The 26,137-nt window shown below is 38.0% G+C and carries 21 protein-coding genes; 7 read left to right on the top strand and 14 right to left on the bottom strand.

The window, feature by feature from the left end; translation table 11 throughout:
• Positions 1–90: 90 nt before the first annotated feature.
• From fabG to AAHB15_RS04365, 4 genes are all read left to right on the top strand, one after another.
• Entirely contained in the window at positions 91–852 is a 762-nt protein-coding gene (gene fabG / locus AAHB15_RS04380; protein ID WP_342041808.1) for a 3-oxoacyl-[acyl-carrier-protein] reductase, read from the top strand.
• Between the two features lie 511 nt (positions 853–1,363).
• Entirely contained in the window at positions 1,364–2,551 is a 1,188-nt protein-coding gene (locus AAHB15_RS04375) for an acetyl-CoA C-acetyltransferase (RefSeq protein ID WP_335573400.1), read from the top strand.
• 179 nt (positions 2,552–2,730) lie between these two features.
• Complete coding sequence (locus tag AAHB15_RS04370; protein ID WP_335573399.1) at positions 2,731–2,934, top strand: hypothetical protein; 204 nt, start codon at positions 2,731–2,733, stop codon at positions 2,932–2,934.
• Between the two features lie 240 nt (positions 2,935–3,174).
• Positions 3,175–3,822, top strand: a complete 648-nt coding sequence (locus AAHB15_RS04365; RefSeq protein WP_342041807.1) for a tetratricopeptide repeat protein — start codon at positions 3,175–3,177, stop codon at positions 3,820–3,822.
• 116 nt (positions 3,823–3,938) lie between these two features.
• Here AAHB15_RS04365 and AAHB15_RS04360 read toward each other — a convergent pair whose 3' ends face one another.
• The 4 genes from AAHB15_RS04360 to AAHB15_RS04345 all read right to left on the bottom strand — a co-directional run bounded on the left by AAHB15_RS04360 (position 3,939) and on the right by AAHB15_RS04345 (position 8,719).
• Positions 3,939–5,555 (bottom strand): M20/M25/M40 family metallo-hydrolase, encoded by a 1,617-nt coding sequence (locus tag AAHB15_RS04360; protein WP_342041806.1) that lies wholly within the window; start codon positions 5,553–5,555, stop codon positions 3,939–3,941.
• A 65-nt stretch (positions 5,556–5,620) separates the two neighbouring features.
• On the bottom strand, positions 5,621–7,051 hold the full coding sequence (locus tag AAHB15_RS04355; protein WP_342041805.1) for an amino acid permease: 1,431 nt from the start codon (positions 7,049–7,051) through the stop codon (positions 5,621–5,623).
• A 32-nt stretch (positions 7,052–7,083) separates the two neighbouring features.
• Positions 7,084–7,845 (bottom strand): dimethylarginine dimethylaminohydrolase family protein, encoded by a 762-nt coding sequence (locus AAHB15_RS04350; RefSeq protein WP_342041804.1) that lies wholly within the window; start codon positions 7,843–7,845, stop codon positions 7,084–7,086.
• A gap of 19 nt (positions 7,846–7,864) precedes the next feature.
• Positions 7,865–8,719, bottom strand: coding sequence for a dimethylarginine dimethylaminohydrolase family protein (locus AAHB15_RS04345; protein WP_342041888.1), 855 nt, complete (start codon positions 8,717–8,719; stop codon positions 7,865–7,867).
• 171 nt (positions 8,720–8,890) lie between these two features.
• On the opposite strand from AAHB15_RS04345, the gene AAHB15_RS04340 reads away from it, so the two are divergent.
• Positions 8,891–9,628, top strand: coding sequence for an IclR family transcriptional regulator (locus tag AAHB15_RS04340; RefSeq protein ID WP_144562233.1), 738 nt, complete (start codon positions 8,891–8,893; stop codon positions 9,626–9,628).
• Between the two features lie 146 nt (positions 9,629–9,774).
• On the opposite strand, the gene AAHB15_RS04335 is transcribed toward AAHB15_RS04340, so the two are convergent.
• From AAHB15_RS04335 to AAHB15_RS04325, 3 genes are all read right to left on the bottom strand, one after another.
• Positions 9,775–10,704: a phosphate ABC transporter substrate-binding protein gene (locus AAHB15_RS04335; RefSeq protein WP_335573391.1), complete on the bottom strand. Its 930-nt coding sequence runs from the start codon at positions 10,702–10,704 to the stop codon at positions 9,775–9,777.
• 244 nt (positions 10,705–10,948) lie between these two features.
• A complete protein-coding gene (locus AAHB15_RS04330; protein WP_342041803.1) occupies positions 10,949–14,035 on the bottom strand; it encodes an efflux RND transporter permease subunit in 3,087 nt (1,028 codons plus the stop codon).
• Positions 14,036–14,279: 244 nt separating this feature from the next.
• The gene (locus AAHB15_RS04325) at positions 14,280–17,033 is read right to left on the bottom strand and encodes a bifunctional YncE family protein/alkaline phosphatase family protein (protein WP_098530606.1); all 2,754 of its coding nucleotides are present in this window, start codon (positions 17,031–17,033) and stop codon (positions 14,280–14,282) included.
• Positions 17,034–17,322: 289 nt separating this feature from the next.
• Between AAHB15_RS04325 and AAHB15_RS04320 the strand changes: the two genes are divergently transcribed.
• Complete coding sequence (locus AAHB15_RS04320) at positions 17,323–17,505, top strand: YolD-like family protein (protein WP_098530605.1); 183 nt, start codon at positions 17,323–17,325, stop codon at positions 17,503–17,505.
• A gap of 135 nt (positions 17,506–17,640) precedes the next feature.
• On the opposite strand, the gene AAHB15_RS04315 is transcribed toward AAHB15_RS04320, so the two are convergent.
• Positions 17,641–18,963 (bottom strand): multicopper oxidase family protein, encoded by a 1,323-nt coding sequence (locus AAHB15_RS04315; protein ID WP_342041802.1) that lies wholly within the window; start codon positions 18,961–18,963, stop codon positions 17,641–17,643.
• A 97-nt stretch (positions 18,964–19,060) separates the two neighbouring features.
• Positions 19,061–21,001, bottom strand: coding sequence for a PhoX family protein (locus AAHB15_RS04310; protein ID WP_342041801.1), 1,941 nt, complete (start codon positions 20,999–21,001; stop codon positions 19,061–19,063).
• Between the two features lie 227 nt (positions 21,002–21,228).
• Between AAHB15_RS04310 and AAHB15_RS04305 the strand changes: the two genes are divergently transcribed.
• The gene (locus tag AAHB15_RS04305; RefSeq protein WP_342041800.1) at positions 21,229–21,939 is read left to right on the top strand and encodes a response regulator transcription factor; all 711 of its coding nucleotides are present in this window, start codon (positions 21,229–21,231) and stop codon (positions 21,937–21,939) included.
• A gap of 94 nt (positions 21,940–22,033) precedes the next feature.
• Here the strand turns inward: AAHB15_RS04305 and phoU are convergent, their stop codons facing one another.
• The 5 genes from phoU to pstC are packed head-to-tail and all read right to left on the bottom strand — an operon-like array spanning position 22,034 to position 26,129.
• Positions 22,034–22,696, bottom strand: a complete 663-nt coding sequence (phoU, locus tag AAHB15_RS04300; RefSeq protein WP_335573429.1) for a phosphate signaling complex protein PhoU — start codon at positions 22,694–22,696, stop codon at positions 22,034–22,036.
• 11 nt (positions 22,697–22,707) lie between these two features.
• Positions 22,708–23,481 carry a phosphate ABC transporter ATP-binding protein PstB gene (gene pstB, locus AAHB15_RS04295; protein WP_144562241.1) on the bottom strand — a complete coding sequence of 258 codons (774 nt, stop codon included), beginning with the start codon at positions 23,479–23,481 and terminating at the stop codon, positions 22,708–22,710.
• A gap of 11 nt (positions 23,482–23,492) precedes the next feature.
• Positions 23,493–24,266, bottom strand: a complete 774-nt coding sequence (pstB, locus tag AAHB15_RS04290) for a phosphate ABC transporter ATP-binding protein PstB (protein WP_342041887.1) — start codon at positions 24,264–24,266, stop codon at positions 23,493–23,495.
• A 55-nt stretch (positions 24,267–24,321) separates the two neighbouring features.
• Positions 24,322–25,209, bottom strand: a complete 888-nt coding sequence (pstA, locus tag AAHB15_RS04285) for a phosphate ABC transporter permease PstA (RefSeq protein ID WP_342041799.1) — start codon at positions 25,207–25,209, stop codon at positions 24,322–24,324.
• Positions 25,209–26,129 carry a phosphate ABC transporter permease subunit PstC gene (pstC, locus tag AAHB15_RS04280; RefSeq protein WP_342041798.1) on the bottom strand — a complete coding sequence of 307 codons (921 nt, stop codon included), beginning with the start codon at positions 26,127–26,129 and terminating at the stop codon, positions 25,209–25,211. The genes pstA and pstC overlap by 1 nt, the downstream gene beginning before the upstream one ends.
• Positions 26,130–26,137 lie beyond the last annotated feature (8 nt).

Genomic DNA, 26,137 nt, shown 5'->3' with positions numbered 1-26,137 from the left:
GACAAATTTCTATTATTTGCTGCTTTTTTGTTCACAATTTAGACAAAATTTCAGACTGAATGGTTTCTCTTCATGAATTCTGGTGGATGAATGAATTTAAAAAAAGAGGTGGAAAGTTTGAAGTTTAATGAAAGCGTTGTTTTGATTACCGGCGGAGCACAAGGAATAGGAAAAGAAACAGCAATAAGATTTCTAAACGAAGGAGCGAATGTGGTTATATGTGATTATGACGAAACAGCTGGAAGAAAAGCATTGGAAGAAATGAATACTGAAAAAGCAGAATTCTTTCAAGTCAACGTAACCGATAGCTCCCAAATCGAAGAAATGGTTCAATCTATTATCCAAAAACACGGTAAAATCGATGTCTTGATAAACAATGCTGGTATTACCCTTGACGGGTTTCTTACAAAAATGGAGGAATCAGATTGGGAGAAAGTTATTTCAGTTAACTTGTCGGGTGTCTTTAAATGCACAAAAGCTGTCGCTCCTATTATGTTAAAACAAGGTTCGGGTGTGATCCTGAATGCTTCGTCCGTTGTCGGACTTTATGGGAATATTGGGCAAACCAATTATGCAGCGACAAAGGCTGGGGTAATTGGATTAACTAAAAGCTGGGGTAAGGAATTTGGGCCAAAAGGAATTCGAGTCAATGCGGTTGCCCCTGGCTTCATTGAAACAGGCATGACTGCGGCTGTACCAGATAAGGTTCTCAATTATATGAAGGATAAAACCCCACTTAAAAAACTTGGGAAACCTGAAGATATTGCAGCTGCCTACCTTTTCTTGGCCTCAGATGATGCAAAGTATATTAACGGAACAGTTTTGAGTGTTGATGGAGGTTTGGTGATTTAGAATTCGATGGGTAAGCTCTTGACATTTAAATAGGAAAAATTTATTTCGTGTAAAGCAAAACAAAAGGGAACGACATCAATTTGGATGTCTTCCCTTCTCTTTTAATCATTAATAACACCAAAACAATATAACTATATTGACAAACTTTTTTGCTAATTTACCAAGTTCTTGTCAAGAAAAATGGAAAGTAGCTAAACTTTCTTGGAATACATTTCTACAATATCTGCTAAATTTCTACAAATTTTCTCTGTCTATTTGGACAAACTTGTTTCGTCATCTTTTGGTTGCGTTGTAAATTTAAAATTATACTTTTATCCACTCTCAATTGGATTTTTCCCGCATAAGTTCCTCCCCCCAATTTAGTGATTTTAGCGGAAGCCATTTATTTACTTTATTAAATCCACCTCTAAATTTGTCGAAGAGTTACTGATAAAACTAGCTACCATATGTAGTATCATATGAGAGGAATTATACATAGGAGTATAATAAATTTATTATGGGAGTGATTCAGATGACAGTAAATGAGGTTGTAATTGTAAGTGCTGTTAGAACACCAATTGGAAGTTTCCTAGGGAGTTTACAAAATGTTTCAGCTAAAACGCTAGGTGCCACAGTAATAAAAGCGGCAATTGAAAGAGCAGGTATTACTCCAGCTAGTGTTGATCAAGTTATTATGGGTAATGTTTTACAATCTGGCGCAGGTCAAAATCCAGCTAGACAAGCTTCCCTTGCGGCTGGAGTTCCACAAGAAGCACCAGCATTGTCTATTAATATGGTTTGTGGTTCTGGCTTAAGAGCCGTGCACTTGGCAACACAAGCCATTCTTTCAGGCGAAGCTGAAGTAATCGTGGCAGGCGGAATGGAAAATATGAGTCAAGCTCCTTATTTATTAAAAGGCGGCCGTAACGGATTCAAAATGGGTGATCAGAAAATTTTAGACAGTATGATCCAAGACGGATTATGGTGTGCTGAAAATGACTATCACATGGGTGTTACAGCTGAAAATCTCGCAGAAAAATATGAAATTTCCCGTGTTGAGCAAGATGAATTTTCTGCATGGAGCCAACAAAAGGCACAAGCTGCGATTGAGTCTAATAGATTCGCAGATGAAATTGTTCCGGTTGAAGTCCCTGGTCGTAAAGGTCAAGTAAGCGTGTTTAGTCAGGATGAGTTCCCTAAGTTTGGAACAACTGCAGCAAGTCTAGAAAAACTTCGTCCAGCCTTTAAAAAGGACGGAACTGTTACAGCAGGTAATGCTTCAGGAATTAATGATGGTGCTGCCGCTTTAGTTGTGATGAGCCGTAAAAAGGCTGAGGAACTGCAGCTTAAACCATTAGTAGTTATTAAAGCAAACGCTGTGGCTGGTGTTGACCCAAGTATTATGGGTATTGGACCAGTACCAGCTGTTAAAAAGGCTTTAAACAGTGCTTCTTTATCATTAGAAGATATTGATTTAATTGAGGCAAATGAAGCGTTTGCTGCCCAATCAATCGCTGTTGACCGCGAATTGCATTTTAATAAAGAAAAGTTAAATGTTAACGGCGGTGCAATTGCATTAGGTCACCCGATTGGTGCCAGCGGTGCAAGAATTTTGGTGTCATTAATTCATGAAATGAAAAAACGTGAGGATCGTTTTGGTTTAGCTACATTATGTGTAGGTGGAGGCCAAGGTGTAGCAACGATTGTTGAGAACGTTTAAAAGGCAAATGAAAATGATTTGACGGATCACAGGACAGCCCTATTCTGAATTATTATAAGATTCAAAATAAGTTCACGATTACTTCATTTCTTGAAGATAATTGGTCTTATAATAAGTTTAAAGGGAGTATAGAAATATTTTTGTATTCCCTAAATCCTTTCAGAAGGGAGGTCCTGATCATGTCATTCGCTGATTTTAACGATATCTACCGAATTTGTTCTAACTATAATGATGGTGGGCATTCAATCGATATCGTTAAATTAGGAATTGATTTGACTTCTAGGTCTTCGGATGCTGATTTACACTCAGCAAATTCTTACCGTTGGTGGGAACTAGCTGAAAAGGAAATTCATCAAGAGAATAAAGATACAGTCTTGATCTAACAATTTCATGCGTATGAAGGTAAATGGAATTCAGCATTTTATTCAAGTTAATTAGGCATCCCTTGATTATTCTCCTTTTGAGAATACAAGGGATGTTACTTTATCCATCCTAATTTTACTTATTAAACATACGATCTCTTGAAACAAATAGGTTCCCCTATAAAAAGACAAAGCTGCTAGTGGATTTATTTACAACTACATCTCAATCATTTTAGAAAAGAAGTATTAGGAGGGATTAATTTGAAATCTAATGAATCTAAGATTAATAATGACTTTAATAAAATGCTCAATACCGATCAAATTCAGAAAGAAGAAGATACTCCACAGAAGCTCTTTAATGAATATAAAAGATTTTACGATACTGAAAGCTTTCTGGAAGCAATAGAGATGCTAACTCAAATCATTAATAAAGGATTTCCAGCTGCGGAGTTCGAAATGGGTAAACATCACTATTTTGGAAGTGAACAATTAGGTATTGCAAAAGACTACCTAAGGGCATTTGATTATTTTTCAAAAGCTGCCTTTCTTGGACATTCAGGTGCTCTTTATTACCTAGGGATTATGTATCTTAAAGGTTTAGGGGTTGCTTTGGATGTTAATCAAGCATTGCACAACCTAAATATGGCTGCAACTCAAGGTGAAATTGAAGCATTAGACGCATTAGGTAAAATTTATCAATTTGGTTACTCTGACATTCTACCTGATTATAAAAAAGCAGAAAGCTACTATAAGAATGCAATTAATTTAGGCAATCCCCCTTCTATGTTAAATCTTGCATTATTGCTTGAAAATCAACTTAGGTTTGAAGAAGCCTATGAATTAATTATCGAATCAGCAAAACATGGGTTTGTGGGAGCCATTCAATATGGCTTGAGTACATACAAATAATGTATTCAAACATACTAGTAAGGGTCATTGAGATTGAAACTCAATGACCTTAATTCAATTATTCATTGATTAAACACTGCTCCCAGAATCGGTGCAGTTCAATTTAGTTATTTCATTTACGGTATCTTATATGAAGAAATCATTTTAATCATTCCTTCAACAAGGAATGGAACCTCTTCAAAGGCATTTTTTATGTGTAGTCGCTCCGTCCGTTTATGGGCATCTTTGCCAAACGGCCCGACATTTAAGACAGGAGCCTGTAGTTTTGCCATTTCATCAAAAGGGATGGTATAGCTGCTTCCCCATACCGGTGTATTGTCTTTAAAGGCAGTCCAGCCTTTTCCATCATCTTGATAATTTACATAGCTTAAGTCGCTGATTCCATTGAAATAATGAACTTGTTTGACTGGTAAAGCAAATTTCTCCAGTCCTTTTTCCCTTACATATTTAACACATTTGTTAACAAGATGATCGTCAGATGAATTAACTGCTGGATAATAAGGAGGTGCAAACATTAACACAATCGCCGGTGCGAGTTCTTGGCACTCAATCATCAGGCTGTCGGTAATTCGTAAGGATTTTTCACGATCATCCCAGTTGGAGTTAGCTTGCACCTCTGTTTTCACTTTCTCAACGAATTCACGGCCGAATTTTCGAATTGCATGCGACTGTAGATCCTCAAAACGCAAAACTCGGACTACTCCGACGGGCTTGACGGATTGCTTAAGACAAACACCTTGATAGGATTGATTGCATGCTATCGCAGCTTCTTGAGCGATTATTTCAAATTTCTCCATTATTTCTTCTGCCTTCTGTTTCATTAAAAAAACGTTATACAATGCTGCTGAGCGGTATGGGGTTTGAACGGAGTATTCCAATCGTAAATCCTTTTGCTGAAGTGTCACAGGAAGCGGTGTGGATTCTCCCATCACATTTTCCTGCAGGCTCAAATTCCATTCCATGCGCTGAGTCAAAAATGAAGCAATATATGGTGCAGTAATACCGCTAAGCGGCTCACCTACATGTGTTTCTTTCCCATAAAAGAGTGAGGACGGCATAATTTTTCCGATTGATCCAGAATAAATATAATAACTTCTGTCACCGGGTTCTTGTGTAAAGACTGGCTCCCCATTTAAGAAAAGTTTATAGTGGAGACAGTACTCTTCTTTTAGTTCTAATAGTTTTGGTATGGCTGCTCGCATACCCGAGGAGTTAACCTCCTCATCAGGGACGGTGAGCAACAGGAGATTAATCGGCCATTTTTCAACTGATGCTTTTTCCAGTAACCCCATGTGCATCGCAAGTCCCATTTTCATGTCCATTGTCCCGCGTCCAAATAAATATTGACCCGATAGAAGATCCACTTGTGCATCGCCGTGTAATTCATCAATTCTATCAAAAAGTAATTTTGTCAACTCTTCAGGTTGATAGGCAAATGGCTGAAGGTCCCCATATTCTTCAGTATTTACAGTATCAAAATGACTGATTAATACGATCGTGTCCTTAACTTCCTTATGCGTATATAACGCCGTTAAAAAGCGACGACCCAAATCCGCTTCATTCAGTTCCAATTTGTTAGGATTGTCACGAAAGTATTGGAGTTCCTTCAGCTTCGCCTGAACTTTGCCGGAAAATTCACGCTCACCTTCCGTTAATGTCATACTATGCCAACTGACTAGTTCACACAACAATCCTCTTAATTTGTCCGGTGTTCCCCACCTAAGCTGCTCCATAATCCTTTTACTCCTTTGAAATCAATTCTTAATAAAGTAGTATTTCAATATATTAAAAATTGTGCTTAATTTTTTTGTGAAAGATCACTGTCCACCTGTGATGGACCGTGTACATTTGTGGTGCCTGACACCCTATTTTTGAAATAGAAGGAAAAGTAGCAAATAACCAGGAATCCTAGTCCGATGAGGAGTCCTATTAATTGGGTTGGATCGAATGCTAAGAATATTAATATTGAAACACAAAATACAATGCAAATGAGAGGAATTAGTGGGTAGAAGGGAACTCTATACTGTAAATCCTCTAATTTCCCACCCTGCCGCAGGTATTTTCGGCGAAACATAAATTGGGAAAGGGCAATTCCTATCCATGAGATGGTCACCGATATTCCGGCAATAGACATCAATAATACAAAAACTGTATCAGCAGCAATTACACTTGTTAACAAAGATAATAATGAAAAAATCATGGTAAAGACGAGGGCTGAAAACGGGACCTTCCGTTTGGATAATTTCCCAAACACTTTCGGTGCCATTCCTTCATGAGACATTGCCCACAATAGCCGGGTTGATGCATAGATACATGAGTTCCCTACTGATAAAATGGCTGTCAGAATGACAAAGTTCATAATATCTGGTGCAAATGGAATTCCAGCCAGGTCCATTAAAGTCACGAATGGGCTTTCTAGTAATCCAAGCTCTTTCGTTGGAAAAATGGCTGATAAAATGATAATAGAGGCAAGATAAAAGACAATAATTCTTACTAACACGTTGCGAATAGCACGAGGTATATTCTTTTGAGGTTCTTCGCTCTCACCCGCTGCAATGCCAATCAACTCTGAACCTTGATACGAAAAGATAACATTCATCATTGTGACAAAGAGAATGGCAATCCCAGCAGGGAATAAACTAGTGGGTGCTAAGTTGTGCATTAAAGGAGCAGGCCTATCCTCCAATGGAATAATTCCAACTATTGCCCCAACACCTATGATGATAAAAAAGATCACGGCTACAACTTTTATTCCAGAAAACCAATATTCGGCTTCAGCGAATCCTCTTGTCGTTAAGGCATTTAATAAAAATAACAGGAGAATAAATATCGCACACCAAACCCAAACAGATATATCTGGAAACCATCGCTTCATAAGGATTCCTGCTGCCGTGAATTCTACTCCTGCAGTAGTCGCAGAACCTATGAAATACATCCACCCCAGAGAAAAGCCGGCCGATGGACTAATAAATTTACTTGCATACGTTTGAAATGATCCAGTAACAGGCATATAGACAGCAAGCTCCCCTAAGCACACCATGACAAGGTACAAAATGATGCCGCCAAATATATACCCTATTAAGGCACCACCTGCTCCTGCCTGATTAATCGTATAACCAGCATTTAAAAATAAACCAGTTCCAATGACTCCCCCTAAAGAAAGCATGAATAAATGGCGCCGTTTCATAGACCGATTTAATTGTTCTTGTTGAACCCCTTGATTTCCCATCCTCTCTCCCACCCCTCTTAATTTGCAGTCTACTAAAAGCGCAGTGACAGACAGCTTAATCCGCCATCCAACTTTCGAAACTCAGACATTTCAAGTTCAATGGTTTGATAGCCGGCTTCATTGATTTTTTGTTTCGTCACAGGGTTGCCTGCGGGAATTATGACAAAGTCATTTACGCGGACACAATTGGCCGCATATTCCTCTTCACGAGGAACAATAATTTTTTTATAAGATTTGAAATCGGGATGGTCAATAAATTCTCCAGCAACAACAATGGTTTGGTCCCCTAAATAGGCGATTCCTGTCTTTAGATGAAAAAATTTCTCTAAATGAATAATCGTTGCCTTATATCCCTCGGATTCAAAAATTTGTTTTAATTGTCTGGCACCCTCTAAGTTTGTCCTCGCAGAAACACCAATGTAAAAATGTTCCTCTATCTGTAAAATATCTCCCCCATCAAGAGTACCAGGAGCTTTAATATAATAAATAGTTTCGTAGAAAGACTTGATAACAGGTTCCATATCATGGATTTCTCCGTTCCGTGAAAGAGCCCCTGGGTTTGAAATAACAGCAAATTTAGAAGTCAGTACCGCTGTATCCTCCACAAATGTGGAATCTGGAAATTCGATATTATCTGGGAGAACCGTTACCTTCGTTCCACATTTTTCTAGCGCACGAATATAAGCTTTATGCTGTTCTAATGCTTTTGCTAATTCTGGTCTTCCCAGATTGGAAGTGGTTAGCCCATTTACATAAGTTTCACCTGGTATTTTTACAATCGTATTTTTATACATGATTCGTCCTCCTCTATTTTTATTCACGAACAACTGGACATGTAAGACACGTTGGTCCGCCTGTCCCTAAATAAGAGATTTCATTTCCGTCATATTCATAAACAACTGCGCCTGCATCAATTAATTGTTGCTTCGTATTTGGGTTTCCACTCACGATTATGCAAACTCTTGGCGCTAAGGCAAGTACATTACAGCCAAGCCGATCATATTCTTCATCCGGCACTTCTATTAATTTAAAGCCGCGCTTGATAAGTAACTGTCTTAGGAAGACAGGCATTAATCTGGAATAAACCACTGCTAGATTTTCATCTACGATACTAATGAAAGACATAAGATGAAGGCATTCCTCTTCTCCATGAGCATGTGGCAAGTGAACAATTATACATTCATCCACTAAATCTTTTGTGATTTCTTGAATTTGGCGGATAGCTTCATCATTGGTACGATACCCTCGGCCAATTAACAAGGTGCGATCGTCCAGCCAAACTAGGTCTCCTCCGTCAGCCACTGCATCACCGGTGAGTTCTCCTAAAATTGGAATGTTCTTTTCATGTAAAAAACTTTTATATGCTTCTGCCTCCGGCTGACGCAGCTTTTTCCCTGATTTTAAAATGATCGCCCCTTTTGTGGTGAATTTTACAGGGTCATGGGCATAAAGAGAATCTAATCCTACTGTTTCTGTAGCAGGTAAAAACTCAATTTCAGCTACATGTTCTTTCATAATAGCAAGAAACTGTTCAAATTCTTGATGTGCCTTTATGTAATCTGGTTCATGGATGTAATTGAATTTTTTCCATTCATTACTCAAATGTTCTTGATTGATAAAAGCATCCTTAGGATGTTTCATAATGACTTTATTAAGTTTCTTATACATTGACGAAACCAAGTCAACCTCTCCTTTCTTTTCCGCATAGTGGAAAGCACTTTCTTACAATGGAAATTTATAATATGATATTATAGTAAAGAAAATTACATGTCAATATATTTTGAATTTACAGATTATTTTATATAAGATATCTAAAGAGACATGATAGGAGTGGGATTCATGCAAACAATTGACCGAGCAATGCAGGTAATTAAAGTACTTAATGAAAGCGATATTAAAAGGTGGTATTCTATAACAGATTTATCTAAGGAATGTAAACTGCCAGTCAGTACCATGCATCGTCTATTACAATCAATGATCAAACACGGACTAGTCCAACAGGATCCGGATTTAAAACTATATTCAATGGGGAATACATGGTTAGAATATGGCTTAAAGATGTATGATACCTTTGATTTTGTAGGGCTGATTCGTCCCGAAATGGAGAAGTTAATGCATGAAGTGGAAGAGAGTGTTTACTTTAGCAAACCAATAGGCTTAGAGGCTTTATTGATGGAGAGAATTGACTGCCCTCATAACCCCATCCGGATTTATGATCAACTGGGATTAAGAATCCCGATGAATATCGGTGCTGCTAATAAGGTTATGCTAGCAAATATGCCTAAGGACGAAGCCCTAAAAATTGTAAATGAATTAGTTACAGAGAAAGATTCAGAATCATTCCTACAGCTGCTAGAAACTATTCGTAAACAAGGCTATGGGGAAAGCCATGGGGAAAAAACAAAAGGCACCTCCTCGGTTGCAGCTCCTATCTTCAATCACTCGAACGAACTAATAGGAGCGCTCAGCATCGGTTATGTTAACTTCAATTTATCGGTGGAAAGGCAGCGATTTCTCATCGAAAAAGTAATACAATATGGCTTACATATTTCGGTGAAGCTGGGAAGTAAAAAATAGAATTCAATTCGATAATGTGCATTTTCATATTTTATCTAGAAAAAAAGTACAAAATAGTCCTTCAGTTTCCGATAAATGAACATACTACTTAAGGCGCAAAAAAAGGTAAATGCGTTCAGCATTTACCTTTTTTAGGGGCATCATTCTTATTTATTTGATTGATTTCCTTTAGCATCACGTTCTACATCCATTTTTGTTACAGGTAGATATCCTTGTTCTTTTAAAAGATTGTTTTGAATATCCTCTGACATCATAAAATCAAGGAATGCCTTAGCAAGATCTGTAGCTTCACCTTTTGTATATGAGTGCTCATACGCCCATACAGGGAATTTACCAGTTTGTACATTTTCAGCAGTTGGTTCAACACCATCAATGGAAAGAGGTGTTACAGAATCATCAGTGAAGTATGAAAATGCAAGGTAACCAATTGCACCATCTGTTTCGTTAATAATCTTTTTAACAGTGTTTGAAGAGTCTTCTGTGATTCCTTCAGCAGGAGTTGCACCATCAAGAGCAAACTTATTGAATACTGCACGTGTACCTGAAGAGTCAGGACGGTTTACAAGAACGATTTTTTGGTCTTTTCCGCCAAGTTCTTTCCAGTTAGTAATTTTTCCAGTGAATACTTTGATTAAATCTTCTTTTTTAATATCTTTAATACCGACTTTAGGGTTAACAGCAGCAGTCATACCTACAACAGCTACTTTATGGTCAACAAGCTGATCAGCTGGAATACCTTCTTTTTCCTCGGCAAATACGTCTGAGTTACCAATTTGTACAGAACCTTCTGCAACTTGTGATAAACCTGTACCAGATCCACCAGCTTGTACTTGAACATCAACTTTTGGATTTTGAGCCATGAATTCTTCAGCAGCTGCTGCTACTAATGGCTGCATTGCAGACGAACCAGAAATAGATAGTGAACCTGAAAGTTCTTTCTTTTCCTCAGTTTTAGGAGTGTCCTTGCTAGTGCTACCCTCTGTTTTGTCAGTTGATGTACCGCCTCCACAAGCAGCCATGAAAACCATTACTGCGGCTAATAATGTAAGAAGGCTTAAATTTTTGATTCGTTTCATTTGCTTTATTTCCCCCTATTTTGATTCATATTATTATATGAATCTATTTGTTTTCCTTACAGTTATAAATATAGACCATGATTATTAATTGAGTTTGAAGTGAATGTAAAGGTTTTGTAAAAGTCTAATTTTTATTATATTAATAGTTTAATTATTAAAAGATATCTCTGTAAGTTGGAAATAGAATAGGAAAAAGCGGAACGATTCAGTTCCGCTCTACTATACCAACTTAAATAAATTCATTTTATGCTGAAAGTTCTTGGTCGTGTTTTGACTTTGAATGATTCTGATTCCCACTAATCCACTGATACATAATCGGAATAACTAACAGGCAAATAAGTGTTGAACTGATCATTCCACCTACCACCACTACACCCAGTGTTTGGGAAATGATCGCATCCCCGTTACCTGATATAGCTAAAGGCAATAGAGTTAATATAGTGGTTCCAGCTGTCATTAATACTGGTCTAACTCTTGCAGCGGTTCCCAAAATAATGGCCTTACTTGGCTCAAATCCTTCTCTTAGATTTCTCTCAATTTTATCCACTAATACAATTCCGTTTGTAACCACAATACCTGTTAACATCAATAATCCAACTAATGCTGCAAGGTTCCATTCAAGCCTAAAAATAAACATTCCAATAACAGATCCAATAAAGGCTAATGGAATACAGATTAGAACTGACAAGGGTGCTTTCCATCCCTGAAAAACAGAGCTTATAATGACAAGAACAAGCAAAATGGAGAAGAATAACGCAATCGCCATTTCAAATATCATTTGGTATACCTGCTCCGGGGCACCTGCAAAGGAATAATCAACACCATCCGGCAACGGAATTTTCTTAAGTTGATCTTTAACTAGTTTCGTCACATGGCCAATATCACTTGAAATGATATTGGCTGTAATTACTGCAAATGGATGTCCGTCCTTTTCTTGAATCACGGAAGTTCCTGCAGGCATTAATAGAGCAAGCTGATCCAAACTCACTTTCTGCTCATCCTTACCTACGAAGACCTCACTTCCAAGCAATGAAAAAATATCCTGTGAGTTCCCATTCTGTTTATCAGTATGAATGACAACCGGGTAGGTATTTTGATTAATGGAGATAAACCCTTTTGTTCCTTCAGCAGTATATTGCTGGATCCGTTCTAAAACATCATCGAGTTTTATGCCATAATGTTCGATGGCTTTTCGATTAAGCGTAATCTCATATTGAGTTGAATGATCATCAACATCGGCAGCCCCCTGTATGGATAATCCAGGAACGAGTTTTAGCTGGCTGCGTATGGTTTGCGCCATGGTTTCCAGCGTCTGGCTATCAGCTCCGGAAAGATTTATTTTTAACTGGGAATCATCCCCTGCAATATTTTGATTCGAAACCGTAAAGACAGCTTTGCTAGACAATGAATTTAGTTGCTCCTGCAAACTTGTAATTAAGGCATTGACATTTGTACCTTCCTTTACCATAATCGACAAATTAGCGATGTTGGGTTTCTGAAGCCACCCTCCTCCTGCATCAAATACATCATCTGACTGTGGCATGAAGGATGAACCCAGACCTGAAGAAAAGGATTTCACTTTTGGATTACTTTCGAGAATTGATTCGATTCTTTTCACTTCAGTGTCGACTTCTACTAGAGAAGTATTCTGCGGCATTTCTACTTGTACCCCAATTTGACTATTGCTGTTCGCCGCTGGTAAAAAGTTCACTGGAAGAAAGGCGGCCCCGGCTGACGCTATCATAAATAATGCAAGACAAACAGACACCACTATTTTTTTACGATTGAACACCCAGGATAGAACTTTATGAGATATTCCCTCAAAATCATCATCCCTCGAAACTGGTTTTCCCCGCCAAAAAAAGTTGTAAAGAACGGGTACAACTAAGATGGAGACAAGTAAGGAAATGACTAAGGCAATCACCACTGACCAAGCAAATCCGGAAAACGCTGAACTCACCAATCCTCCAATCAAGGCAATCGGAACATAAACAGCAACGGTGGTAGCAGTGGACGAAACAATCGCCGGAATCATTTCACAAACTGCATCAGTTAGCAATTGAACACTGGTTTTGCCATGAGCCTCATTGACCTTCCGGTTCATATTATCAAGAATAACAATCGAGTCATCAACCACTCTTCCCATGGCAACAATCAGTCCTGAAACGGTCAGTAGATTGAGACTGACTCCCATCGTCTTTAATAATCCTGTTGTCGCTAATAAACAAATGGGCAGTGAAAGGGCAATTAGTAAAGTAGAACGGACTTTACGGAAGAATAGAAATACACAAATCATTGAAAATAAACAGCCTAATAAACCTTCCTTGATCAGACCCTTTAATGAAGCATTAACCTGCTCGCCTTGGTCAAAAAGGATGGAAACTTGGATATCCTTATTTTTCAAAGCAGGAATATCTTTCATTGTACTTTTTACCCTACTAGATACATCTGTGATATTGGATGAAGAAGTTTTCAACACATCCAAAAGAACACTTGGTTTTCCGTCCGTCCTTGAAATGGTCTCAAGGTTCACAATGGAGTTTGAGATGTCAGCCACATTAGAAAGCTGAACGGATTTGCCTTCTCCGTTACCAATAGGAAGCTGCATGAGATCCTGTTGGTTGAATCCCCAGCCCGTCACTTGAACAGGAATCGATACCTGATTATTTGATACCTTTCCCTCTATTCCAGTTATGTAGTTTTCTGCAAGTGAGCGTTTTACATCATTGACAGAAAGCCCGGCTTTTTTTAAATCCTCGAGCCTTAGTTTAACAGCATATCCCGCTGTTCCACCTCCGGATACCCGCACATCCTTTACCCCTGGAACGGTTTTTAATCGATTAACAAAATCTTCTTGAATCGCCGTGCGAAGTGTATTTTCTGTAATATTGGCAGAAGACCCCATCAGACTCATACGAATAATCGGCATGGAATGGGTACTAAGACGTGTTACTAACGGTTTTTCAGTCCCAGCAGGAAGTTTAATCGTATCTAAGGCTTGTGATACCTGCTCTTCGGCTTGTTCCATGTCATAACTCATGGGAAAGTTTAAACTGATTAATGCCCCACCGTTAAAGGAGGTGGTTTCCACATCTTCAAGACCTTCTACTACCCGGACTGCCTGCTGTATCGGTCCTGTTATCTGGGCTTTTACTTGTTCCGCCTGATAATTATCTGCACGAACTGTCACCGACAGGGTGGAATTATTAATTTCTGGTAAATAATCCCTCTGGATCTGCCATGCAGACATACCACCCCATACAAGTATCAGACCAATTAAGGTTACAATCAAAATCGCACGCTTCATGGTTTCATTTATCAATCGTTTCATATAAACTTATCCAGGCAAAATTTCGCCCGAAAACGTTCCCCCTCTATATGTATTATAATGTAGCGAATTTCTAGGATTTGATGGTGCCATTGGTGAATAGTTTCATTCAGTAACTACCACCTACCACGATTGGCATAGTGAAAAATCTGTAGGTTTTAACAAAAATAGCTATCCTCTCGGATAGCTATTTTTGTGTTTCTACATACCTTTACAGCAATCCCTATTAAAATAGTAGAATAAGCTATTAATCATTGTCAGCAGGTGATGGAGCAAAGCTTTCAGGCTGCTTCTCTACCTCTTCAGGTGCTTGAACCTTTTTCTCACCTGGATATGGCTTATCAAAACCTTTGGTCGCATACCAAACGGCATGATTAAGCATATTAGCGTTGGTTTCATCCGGTGATGCATTTCTACCTACTAACTTTTCTTTGTTTTTATTGGACCACTCTGTCCATTTTTTCGAAAGTTCCTGAGCCTCTGGTGTCACCTTTTCTGTGTTAGCTAGTGCTGCCGTATTTGCATTTGGCTGGCCATTTAAGGTGTCAAGCGGTATTTGGTTTTGCTCTACTTTATATGGAGTAAAGTCTGGTTCATTTGTAAAGATTTCGCTCATTGGTTCCGCAGCTGCATCGTTCTGATTCATAGGCTGAAGTCCCAAGATTTGTTCAATACTGCGAACCATGTTAATAACTGTCCAATAGTGGCTGTTTGTCACACCTTTTTTCACCCATGGACTGATGACAAACGCAGGTTCACGGTGCCCATCCACGTGGTCAAGACCATTTTGTGCATCATCTTCAGTAACAATAATAACAGAATCTTTCCAATATTTACTGTGAGAAATTAAATCGACAATTTTACCAACAGCCAAATCATTATCCGCTACCATTGCCTGGGGTGTAGGAGACCCTGTAGCAGTACCGTTTGTATGGTCATTTGTGATCCACAACTGGTTCAATGCCGGTAAATCATCATTCTTTACATGTTGTTCAAACTGACGCTTGAAAATTTCAAAACGATACTGGTCTGGAATGCCCATATCAAATGTAGGGAACGGCTTATGTGTAATTGGCCCGAGTGACGGAATATCATATTTCGCCTCATAGTTGCCAATTGGAACATGCAACTGGCCTTGCTTTTGACCAGAAAGGATTAAGGAATCATTATACCAATCAGTCCAACTTCCACGCGGTGCTGTACCGGTAAAATCAGTAGTGTCTTCGCCAAAGTTTTCTACGGATAAACCTTGTTTGATTGCTTGATCCCATAAATGTCCGGTAGGTGCATAGGCCATTGGGTCTCCAGCTCCACCCGGATAGCTTCGAACGTTCGCTGCATCTGTTTCTTTATCTTCATAATCTGTGTTTGTACCCTGCATTACCCATTGGTGTCCGCTGGCAGACTGAATACCGGAAACATAGAAATTATCTAATAGTGGATAAGTTTCAGCTAATTTATGGAAGTTTGGAGTAACAGCTCTTGGGAACTGCGTTAATCCCACTTCCCCATTGCCCTTACCTAAGTCTCCGAGCACTTGGTCATACGTACGGTTTTCTTTTACAATATAGAATACGTGTTTAATAGTAGATGGCTCGCCAATACGCTCTGGCATTGCAACTGGTTTTTTGTTATTTCGAGCCTCGGCATTTCGGTTCTTTATGCCATACCAGTTGTTGTTTGAATATACTTGCTTTGTTCCTTTAACAAGGTCTTCCGCTGAAGGGAAAGGAATCAATGATAACGATCCAACCTGAGCGTAAGAAGAGTGTCCAGTTACTTTGACCCCTTGAATCGTTAAATCACGGGCCGGACCTTGTGAACCAATACCATCGGCATTTACTACTACTAAATTTTTATTTTTATTGTCTACTGCAATATCAACAGGGAACCAAGCAGTGGGTAAAAGACCTTGCAATTCAGGTGTCTTATCAGGGCCTTGCCAATCATAAACCGCAATCGCGTTATCGCGGCCAAGGCTGACCATTAATTTATTATCAACTACTTTGACAGCGTTTGGAGCCGCACCTTTATGAGCATCTGGATATGGTTCGATGTCAATGGTTTGTACAACTGTATTGGTTTTGGAGTCGATAACCGAAACTGTGTCACTATTTGTATTGGTTACAAATATGTATTGGCCTGACTGCGTCATACGCTCTGGCTGTACGCCAACTTCAATCGTTTTAGTAACGGTGTTGGTAGTAAGGTCAATAACGGATACCGTTCCAGTAGAAGTAGCTCCTGTTTTTGGATCTACAACCACTTGAGTTCCAGATGAGTCAACAGTCGTATCTCCAGCCTTAGCTTTCCTTCCGCCCTGGTTGGTTACGTAAGCTGTATTTCCATCTACTAAAATGCTTGTTGGGGCATTATCCACAGCAATTTTTGCTGTCAATGCTCCGGTTTGAGGATCAATGACACCAAGGCTGTTGTCACGGTTAAGTGCTACTAAAAGCTGGCCTTGTGCTCCAACTGCTAGATCAAGCGGGTTGATATTTCCACCAACAGCTGGATTTGGAAGAGTATAAGTTTTTTGGATAGCAGGAGTTCCATCTACACCAACAGACATCACCACAACCTTACCTTTGCCGCCTGAAGATCCTGTAGCATATAACTGATTTCCGTCTTTTGAATACGCTAATCCCCACATACTAGAAAGACCTAAAGATAAATCTTTGACAGTTAATTTTCCTGTTGCAAGATCAACAACATTGATCCCCTTGCCGCCGTAATTGCTTCGGCCAACGATGGTTACAGCTGTTTTCCCATTTGGATTAACTGCAACCGTAATCGGGTTACCGCCAAATTCAATTTGCTTTCCAGCAGGTGTAATCAATTGATTCACAGGTGTTTGTACAGAACCATCTGCTTGATTACCTACTAAATTGCTTCCAAACCCGCTTTCTTGTGCAGCGTAAGCCCCAGCTGACCCCAATAGCATGGTACTTAAAGTAAGTCCCGCCAGCAACTTTTTCTTTTTTCTAAGCTTTTTTAACATTCCTCTCATCCCTTCCTTAATACTCTAATAGGATACTATTCTTTTATTAAGCTATAATTTAGCCATTGTAAAAGTTAAACAAGGCAATGTAAAAGATAAATAAACAAAATTCAAACTATTTATCTATATCTTTAAGACTATCCCTCATTTTGAATTCTATAATTTCAGTAGTTAAATCATCTTTACATCGTTATTTTAATATTTTTTTAACAATTGCTTCATCATTCCTTAAAATTCCTTCCTTATAATTGGTCTATATAAAGCCATACTAAAAGGAGGAGGATACTAAATGTTCCTACAAAAGTTAGCTCAAGGTGGAATGATTACGATTGAGTACTATCGAAATGGAATTTTACGGAGCCTTAAAGGACGGGTCTATCATCTAAATCTCAAAAAACAAGTTATTTCGTTAATAGATGAAAAACAAGTCCTTCATTCTATTCGTTTATCTGGCATTAAACAAATTCATTAAGTCTAAAAAATAACCTCTTTACTTTAAGGTTATTTTTTTTGCCCTTAACTCTCAGTCAAAGATATACTAATAAAAGAAAAGAACCCAATAAATCAATTGAGTTCTTTTAAATGATAATAACTTCTTTTAAGAAGATTAGCTTGGATCTCCTGATTGTAAACCTATTTCCATGGTATTTATCTTTTGCTCAAGGTCATTAATTGAATCTTGTAAAGCCGCTTGATTCAAAGTACTGTTCAGTAGCTTATTTACTGTAGCTGCTGCATTATCGAGCGCAGTCCACTCTTCAAAATGATCAGACGATGCGATACTATAAAACCCTTGTATTCCCTGAATAATTCCCTTTATTTCTGGTTTCATTGAATCATAGTTTTTTTCAAATTGATATTGTTTAAGTAATGCCAAATGGTGTTTTATATCACTGACAGGGCTTGTGCTGCCATGATTCATTTTGTCATGGTACTTATCGTAAACCATCATCATATGCATTCCATGTGTATCATGAGGTCCCATATGGCAGTGAATCGGCCAAATACCAGGATTGTCCGCTTTCAGCAATAGATCATATTTCTCACCTGGCCCAATCGTAATGGAATCCTTAGACATCGGATTGGAGATGTCACGACCATCAGAAGCTACCACTTTAAAATGATGTCCATGGGTGTGAAAGGTATGAACCTCTGAACCCGCATTAATTAACCTGATCAAATAGGTGCCTCCTTCTTTCACATGAAGAGGTGGTATTTCTGGATATACTTTACCATTTATCATATAGTACTTTGCTTTTCGTTCGGTTGTATCATAATCACCAGCCAAGTGAAGATGCTCAGCTGCCGTACCCACATATTGATGCGCTTCTGTTCCTTCGGCTAAACTTAAAAGTGGATCCCTTTCTGAAAGGAGCAAAGTAAATTCCCCATCTGTCTTATATTTGGCTTGTTTTGGCTCTTCGATAAATGCTCCATATAAACCCATTTCAGGATGCCGATCCGGTTCAACATGACAGTGATAATAATAAGTACCTGCATGTTTAGCATCAAATTCGTAGGTGAAGGAATCTCCTTTCATGGTTGGATGTTGGCTCATATCAGGTGTTCCATCCCCTGCAAAACTATTGTCGACACCGTGAAAGTGAATCGTATGTACTTCTTTTTGCTGATTATGGAACACTACCTTAACGTGATCGCCCTCTTTGACACGTATTTCAGGCCCAGGAACACTAGGCGGAGAAGCCGGAGCATTTTTCTTAGGATCCCATAAACCAAAGCCCCAAGAATATAGTGTTGTTCCTTGAGCCACTTCCTGTTCCATATCTGCTGCGTATAAATGAAACACCTTTGTTTCAACTTTATTTGGCTGGGCCGAGGCCGCTTTCAGTTTAGCACCTAAGACGAAAAACACTAGTGCTGCAAAACAACAAAAAATACAAATAAATATAATAATCGATCGCTTTTTCATATAAACGCTCCTAGTTGATAATATAAATAGAAGGAATGCGGCTTTTAATGAACAATTAACTCCGGTAACCTGATTACCGGAGTTAATTGTTTAAGATTTATTTGTTACTTAAATCGCTTTTTACATCTCGATTTGTATTTTGTAAGTCTTCTAGAGAAGGTAACCCAGAGATATAACCTACTCCACCAGTACGATCAATTCCGATTTCTTTTTCCATCGCCTGTTCTAATTCAGTTTTATCTACTGCAGTAATCTTCTTACCTTCTAATTCATCGCCTGGATGCTGGAAATTACTCATAATATAAGAGAATCCATTACGGTTATCTGCAGCAAACAAACCTGTTGATTCCGCACCGGATGGCACAGATAAAATTCTTGATAATTCCTTTGTATCCACATTATAAGCCCAGACAAAGTTATTGGTATGCATTCCGCTATCCTCGCCAATAAATAAGGTCCTTAATGCTTCTGAATAGCTTAAATTATCTGTATTGGCTACTTTATTTACATTCGCTGTATTTCCGTATGTGTCTGCTGATGGCATATCTTCACCTGCAATTAGCCCAGACATACTAGCTGCCACATATTTGCTATTAATCTTTTGACCTGTGCTGTCTTTTTGACCCTCAGTTAAATCTAATTGATAAGTAACACCTGATTTAATTTTTGGTAGTTTCATATCATCAACTGGATCGGCAGCATTTTCGACCATACCATTACTTTGATCGGAAATCGCAATGTAAACTTTTTTATCCTTTTCGTTTAGGGTCACACCTTCCATTTTGTTAAACTCAGATGTTGCCCCAAGCAGTGCTGCATAACGGCGGGACTCTAAAAACGCTGCTGCCTTTTCCATGCCAGGCTTAAGCTTTAAGTATTCTGTTTTTCCATATGAATATTGCTTGATAGCTTTAAAGCCCTCTTTTGGAACATCAGAAGTTTCAAAAATATCGCTGAACTTAATGCCGCTGTCGATAATATTTTTAACTTCCTTATCGGTTGAATGACCAAGTTTGATCCATTCTAAATTACCAGCTCCGCCATTCTCTGTGCCGGTTTGGTGGAATTTCGCTGCATATAGTGTACCAGCTGTAAGATCTTTTGCTTCATCCGCTACATACATAAACATAGTTGTATAGGAACCATCATCTCCAAAGAATGCTGTACGCTGATCAGGCATCATCTTCATTAATTCATGAGAGAAACGGCCAATACTATAATGTTTTGCAACAGAAGCCTCTCCATATTTATCTACTTTAATTTCAGGAATGAATCCATAAAAATACGGATTTGCCTTTGACTTGTCCCCAAAATAAAGCTTAGCAAAACTTTCTACCCCTGTTCTTGCAGAGGAATTTGGATCCAGTTCAAAACTGCGTGCATCTGGCTCATACTCTTCAGAACCTAAATGTGTATTCCATGGTGAAAGGGAACCGTTACATGGTATCCACAATCCATTAACACTTGAAAAATCAATTTTCTTAACCTCTTTAGGTGTTAATTCCCCAGTTTCTTTATTTTGTTCCAATGTAGATAATGACATGGAAGCAGGAACAATACCATATGCCGATTTACCGGCAGCATCAATTGTTTGGTATTCATAATGGGTAACCATGTATTGTTGTCCATGGATTGGGTTCAATAAACTATTAGAATCCGGAGCATCTGATACATAATATGTAGGTTTTCCTTCCACACTCGTATCCATAATTGGGTCACCATTGACATCGATTGGTGTGCCTGCAGGAATCATTTTCCCCTTGTTCTCGGCTACCTTATCTTCAGACTTAAAAAGCCTCTTATACGATAGTGGAAAATTCTTCACTTCACCATTACTATACTTTACATCCATAGATGCGTTCGTATAAGTTTGCACCATTTTATCAATCGTTTTCGGTGCTTCCATCCCATTAAACTTTACGGAATCAATGGTAACATGACCATTTCCTGCGGCTGCAGCAGGTGTTAATGCAGGAATAGTTAGTGCTAGTCCTAGTGCAATAGTAGTCGCTTTTTTGCTAAAAATATGTTTTCCCATTGTTATCCCCCTAGTATCTAGAAACATTTTGTTCACATATCTATTAAATAAAAAAAATATTAATCTGGAGTTTCTGGATTGTTAAGGGTAAGTAAAGTTAGGTTAATTCCTTGTAAAGTTTCTACATATTAAATTGTAAAAAACAGTAACTAAAATTATCATTTATTTAGAGCTCACATTTTAACTACGAAATTTATTACTATATTACTTAAACCATGGGGGATATCATGAAAAATAAAATACTAGTGATTGATGATGAACCATCAATAGTTACTTTACTTCAATATAATTTAAGCCAGGCAGGTTTTGAAGTGTTAATAGCCATGGATGGTGAAGAGGGTAAAAGGATTGCTGAAACGGAGTCTCCAGATTTTATTCTATTAGATTTAATGCTGCCAAAGTTAGATGGAATGGAAGTGTGTAAGCAACTTCGACAACAAAAGATTATGACTCCTATATTAATACTCACAGCTAAAGATGACGCACTTGATAAAATATTAGGGCTAGAGTTAGGTGCGGACGATTATATGGTTAAACCATTTAGTACGAGAGAGGTCATTGCGAGAATAAAAGCAATTCTTAGAAGAACCCAGTTTCAGACTGAAGCGTCTGACATAAAAATCGATGAAAAAGAATTTGTAATTGGTGAATTAATAATCTATCCCATGAAATTTGAAGCTTATTTCAAAGGAAACCTCATAGAATTAACTTTAAAGGAATTTGAATTGCTCGTTTATCTGGCAAAAAATAAGGGACGAGTTCAAAGTCGTGATGAATTGCTCAACGCTGTGTGGAAAAATGACTTTTCTAGCGATACAAGAATTGTGGATGTCCATATATCCCGTTTAAGAGAAAAAATAAAAGAGGAGACCAAGAAGCCAGTATATATAAAAACTTTTCGAGGAGTTGGCTATAAATTGGAAGAGCCAAAATGTTAAATGCATATGTAAAAGGCTGCCTTCCCTCTTTTTAAGTCTGACAGCCTTTTTATCATCCTTATCTAATCCAAAGTTAATTAAAAAAGTATAGATATTATGCATTTAAATCAAAACGTTGTCCGGTTACAAGGTAAATAACATGTTCAGCGATATTAGTTGAATGGTCCCCAAGCCTTTCGATATATCTGCATACAAAAGCTAACTGCGTAATTTGATTTGTTTGTGACGGATATTTTTGTATATAGTCCATTAATTCTTTAATTAACCTTCCATACATTTCATCTACTTTATCATCTTTCTCCGCACATTTTCTTGCCAACTCTACATCCTCTGTTAGGAAGGCTTTTAACGAATCACTTAACATTTCTAATGCAAGGTCCATCATTTTTGGAATGTCGACAATTTCTTTAATATGTTTTTCATTCCCAATATGCAATGTTGATTTGGCAATATTAACGGCATTATCGGCAATACGTTCTACTTCAGAAGAAATTTTTAATGCAACAATAATTTTTCTTAAGTCCCTTGCAACAGGTGACTCCTTAGCAATTAGTATAATCGCTTTATTGTTTATTTCATGTTCAAGTTCATCAATAATCGTATCATTATTAATAATTTCTTTTGCTTTTTCAATATCTTGATTTATAAGTGTATCAATACTTTCTTTAATAGCATTTTCCGATTTTCGCGCCATCTCTATCAGCATATCTTTTAATTGTTTTAAATTACTATCGAAATTTAATCTTGTATTCACCATTTTCACCCCTATTAACCAAATCTTCCTGTAATATATCCTTCGGTACGTTCATTACTCGGGTTTGAGAATATTTTTGAGGTACTATCTTTCTCTATTAATTCTCCCATTAAGAAGAACGCAGTTTGATCCGAAACCCTCGAGGCTTGCTGCATATTATGTGTCACAATAACAATCGTATATTTTTCTTTCAGCTCTAATATTAATTGTTCAATTTTTAAGGTTGAAATAGGATCAAGTGCGGATGTTGGCTCATCCATGAGTAAAACATCTGGTTTTGTTGCAAGTGCCCTGGCAATGCACAATCTTTGCTGCTGTCCTCCAGAAAGTCCGAGTGCAGGGGCATCTAACCTGTCCTTTACTTCATCCCAAAGAGCAACGTCCATTAATGATTTAGTAACGATATCATCAAGATGAGTTTTTCTTTTAATTCCATGAATTCTTGGTCCATAAGCGACATTATCAAAAATGGATTGTGGAAAAGGATTTCCTTTCTGAAAAACCATCCCGACATTTTTTCGCAATTCTACAAGATCCATTTTTTCATTTAGAATATTTTGACCGTTATAATTTATTTCCCCAGTCATCCTTACATTTGGAACATAATTAATCATTAGGTTTAAAGTCTTAATAAAGGTTGACTTGCCACAACCAGAAGGTCCAATAATTGCGGTTACTTCTTTTTTGTTTATAGGAAAGTTTATACTCTTTAATGCATGATGCTCTCCATACCATAGGTTCAAATCGTTTATTTGAAAAACCTGTCTATGTACCGTTATGTTAGCCATGCTGCTCCCCCTTACCCGAACCTTCCAGAAATATATTCTTCCGTTTTTTTCATCGAAGGATTTGTAAATATTTTTTCCGTGAGGTCATATTCAATTAAATCACCACTTAAAAAGAAAGCTGTCTTATCTGAAATACGCGATGCTTGCTGCATATTGTGAGTAACAATAATAATCGAATAGTCCTTTTTTAATTCCAATATTAGGTCTTCAACCTTCGCGTTAGAGATAGGATCTAGTGCTGAAGATGGCTCATCCAGAAGCATAACGGTTGGTTTCATGGCAATTGTCCTAGCAATACAAAGACGTTGCTGCTGTCCGCCTGAAAGTGATAGTGCTGATTTTTGAAGTCGATCTTTTACTTCCTCCCACAATGCTGCCTTTCGAAGACTACCCTCAACAATTTTATCCAGCTCACTTTTCTTTCGAATTCCCGCAAACTTTAAAGCGTGGGTAATATTTTCATATATGGATTTTGGAAAGGGATTAGGTTTTTGAAATACCATTCCGATTTCTTTTCGTAATGCAACCACATTTATTTGCTCTGATAGAATATTTAAATCCTCATAAATGATTTCTCCTTTTGCTCTTGCCCCAGGAATCAGATCGTTCATTCTGTTAATGCTTCGTAAAAAAGTCGACTTACCACATCCTGATGGACCGATTAGCGCTGTAACAGAGTTCTTTTCCATTCCCATTGAAATTCCGTTTACAGCTCGTTTATCACCGTAGAAAATTTCTAAGTTTTTTACATTTAAAATCATTTGTTTCTGATTACTTTGAACCATTTTCGACTCAACTTGCTTTTCTTTCGTTGCTGTAACCACACTTATTCACCTACTTTTATTTAGTTGCCGTAATTTTCCGATGAATCATGCTTCCAATCCATCTGGCTAATAAATTAAAAATTAATACTGAAATGACTAAAACGGCTGCTGCACCGCTTGATACCTCTTCGACATCAGGAATCAATCCTTGGGTATTAACTGACCAGATATGTACTGCCAGAGTTTCTGCTGGACGAAAGATATTTAATGGTGAGGTTTGTGAAAATGGATTCCAGTTTGCATAATCAAGTCGCGGTGTAGATAGACCAGCCGTAAACAATAACGCAGCTGCTTCACCAAAAACACGACCTGCTGCAAGAATTATACCTGTTAAAATGGTTGGAAATGCACTCGGCAATATAACTGTTTTAATCGTATGCCAATGAGTAATACCTAAAGCAAGACTAGCCTCTTTTAATTCCCTTGGAACCGAACGAATTGCATCCTCACTTACTCGGACTATAACTGGTAAATTGAATACGGTTAGTGCTAATGCTCCCCCTAAGATGGTATAGCCCCAACCTGTTAAATTAACAAACATTAGAAGACCAAACATACCAATTACAATTGAAGGGAGTGACGCTAGAACTTCTACACAAGAACGAATAGTATCGGTTACCTTACCTGGTTTAGCATATTCAGCCATATAAATTCCACCGCCGACACCTAGAGGTACAGCGATCAGCATGGTGATAAACAGAACATAGAACGAATTAAATAATTGATCCCGAATCCCGCCTCCAGCTCGTACATTGCTGGAGGGAGCTGTTAAGAAATTTAAAGATATATTTTTTAATCCGTTTACCAAAATATAATAAAATAAACCAACAAGTGTCAAAATGATAATAAGAGCTATTAAATAGAAAATTCCGGAAGCAATTCGATCCGACGTTTTGGTATTCATTACATTTTCCTCCTTGAGGATAAATAGCGTATAAGGAGAATAAATGCGAACGACATGACTAATAAAATTAATCCCATCGACCACAAAGTATTATTTTCTACACTTCCATAAGTAGTATGACCCATGTTTAATGTAATAATGGTGGTTAAGGTGGCAGAAGCATCTAATAAACTTGATGGTAAATCCTTTACGTTTCCAATAACCATCTGCACAGCTAACGCTTCACCAAATGCTCGCGCCATTCCAAGTACAATCGCAGTGAGAAGTGTTGGTAACGCTGCTGGAATCAGCACTTTTCTGATGGTTTGCCATCGGGTTGCACCAAGAGCATAAGATCCTTCTCTTAGGGTTTTAGGTAAAGAACTCATCGAATCAGTTGCAATCGTTGTTACAGTTGGCAAAATCATTACGGACAGGACAATGGTTCCTGAAAGTAAACTAAAACCAAGACCTCCTACATTCTCCCTGATAAATGGAACTAATACGGTAAGACCTATGAATCCATAAACAACAGAAGGGATTCCTACTAATAGCTCAATAACTGGCTGTAATATTTTCCTTCCCCAAGACGGAGCAATTTCTGTCATAAAAATAGCTCCTCCTATTCCTAAAGGTGCCGCTACCAAAGCTGACAGAAATGTCACGGCAAAGGAACCAAAGATGAACGGTAAAGTGCCATATTCAGGGTTAGCTTGATTAGTTGGGTTCCAATTCTTACTAGTTATAAATTCAATTAAGCTAACACCATTCTTAATAAAGGATTGAAGCCCTTTTAATCCTAGAAAAATGGTGATTGCAATGGTTGCCGATATCATAATAACAGCACATAAAATAACGATGATTTTTCCCCTTAATTCTCCATCCACTCGACTATTACCTGATTTTAACAATCTTTCTTTTGCAGAAAGCAGCTTTTCCATGTTTCACA

It is taken from the genome of Bacillus sp. OTU2372 (genome assembly GCF_038440275.1).
GTDB lineage: Bacteria > Bacillota > Bacilli > Bacillales > Cytobacillaceae > Neobacillus > Neobacillus bataviensis_B.
Note: the sequence above shows the minus strand (reverse complement) of the source record. Positions and strands in the feature narration are given on the sequence as shown.

Excerpts from the sequence above, each read along its gene's own strand:
- AAHB15_RS04330 (WP_342041803.1), bottom strand. The coding sequence starts at position 14,035 with ATGAAACGATTGATAAATGAAACCATGAAGCGTGCGATTTTGATTGTA.
- AAHB15_RS04370 (WP_335573399.1), top strand. The coding sequence starts at position 2,731 with ATGTCATTCGCTGATTTTAACGATATCTACCGAATTTGTTCTAACTAT.
- fabG (WP_342041808.1), top strand. The coding sequence starts at position 91 with ATGAATTTAAAAAAAGAGGTGGAAAGTTTGAAGTTTAATGAAAGCGTT.
- AAHB15_RS04340 (WP_144562233.1), top strand. The coding sequence starts at position 8,891 with ATGCAAACAATTGACCGAGCAATGCAGGTAATTAAAGTACTTAATGAA.
- AAHB15_RS04305 (WP_342041800.1), top strand. The coding sequence starts at position 21,229 with ATGAAAAATAAAATACTAGTGATTGATGATGAACCATCAATAGTTACT.
- pstA (WP_342041799.1), bottom strand. The coding sequence starts at position 25,209 with ATGAATACCAAAACGTCGGATCGAATTGCTTCCGGAATTTTCTATTTA.
- pstB (WP_144562241.1), bottom strand. The coding sequence starts at position 23,481 with ATGGCTAACATAACGGTACATAGACAGGTTTTTCAAATAAACGATTTG.
- AAHB15_RS04355 (WP_342041805.1), bottom strand. The coding sequence starts at position 7,051 with ATGGGAAATCAAGGGGTTCAACAAGAACAATTAAATCGGTCTATGAAA.
- AAHB15_RS04310 (WP_342041801.1), bottom strand. The coding sequence starts at position 21,001 with ATGGGAAAACATATTTTTAGCAAAAAAGCGACTACTATTGCACTAGGA.
- AAHB15_RS04375 (WP_335573400.1), top strand. The coding sequence starts at position 1,364 with ATGACAGTAAATGAGGTTGTAATTGTAAGTGCTGTTAGAACACCAATT.
- pstB (WP_342041887.1), bottom strand. The coding sequence starts at position 24,266 with ATGGTTCAAAGTAATCAGAAACAAATGATTTTAAATGTAAAAAACTTA.
- AAHB15_RS04345 (WP_342041888.1), bottom strand. The coding sequence starts at position 8,719 with ATGTATAAGAAACTTAATAAAGTCATTATGAAACATCCTAAGGATGCT.
- AAHB15_RS04335 (WP_335573391.1), bottom strand. The coding sequence starts at position 10,704 with ATGAAACGAATCAAAAATTTAAGCCTTCTTACATTATTAGCCGCAGTA.
- AAHB15_RS04325 (WP_098530606.1), bottom strand. The coding sequence starts at position 17,033 with ATGTTAAAAAAGCTTAGAAAAAAGAAAAAGTTGCTGGCGGGACTTACT.
- AAHB15_RS04315 (WP_342041802.1), bottom strand. The coding sequence starts at position 18,963 with ATGAAAAAGCGATCGATTATTATATTTATTTGTATTTTTTGTTGTTTT.
- AAHB15_RS04320 (WP_098530605.1), top strand. The coding sequence starts at position 17,323 with ATGTTCCTACAAAAGTTAGCTCAAGGTGGAATGATTACGATTGAGTAC.
- AAHB15_RS04360 (WP_342041806.1), bottom strand. The coding sequence starts at position 5,555 with ATGGAGCAGCTTAGGTGGGGAACACCGGACAAATTAAGAGGATTGTTG.
- pstC (WP_342041798.1), bottom strand. The coding sequence starts at position 26,129 with ATGGAAAAGCTGCTTTCTGCAAAAGAAAGATTGTTAAAATCAGGTAAT.
- phoU (WP_335573429.1), bottom strand. The coding sequence starts at position 22,696 with ATGGTGAATACAAGATTAAATTTCGATAGTAATTTAAAACAATTAAAA.
- AAHB15_RS04350 (WP_342041804.1), bottom strand. The coding sequence starts at position 7,845 with ATGTATAAAAATACGATTGTAAAAATACCAGGTGAAACTTATGTAAAT.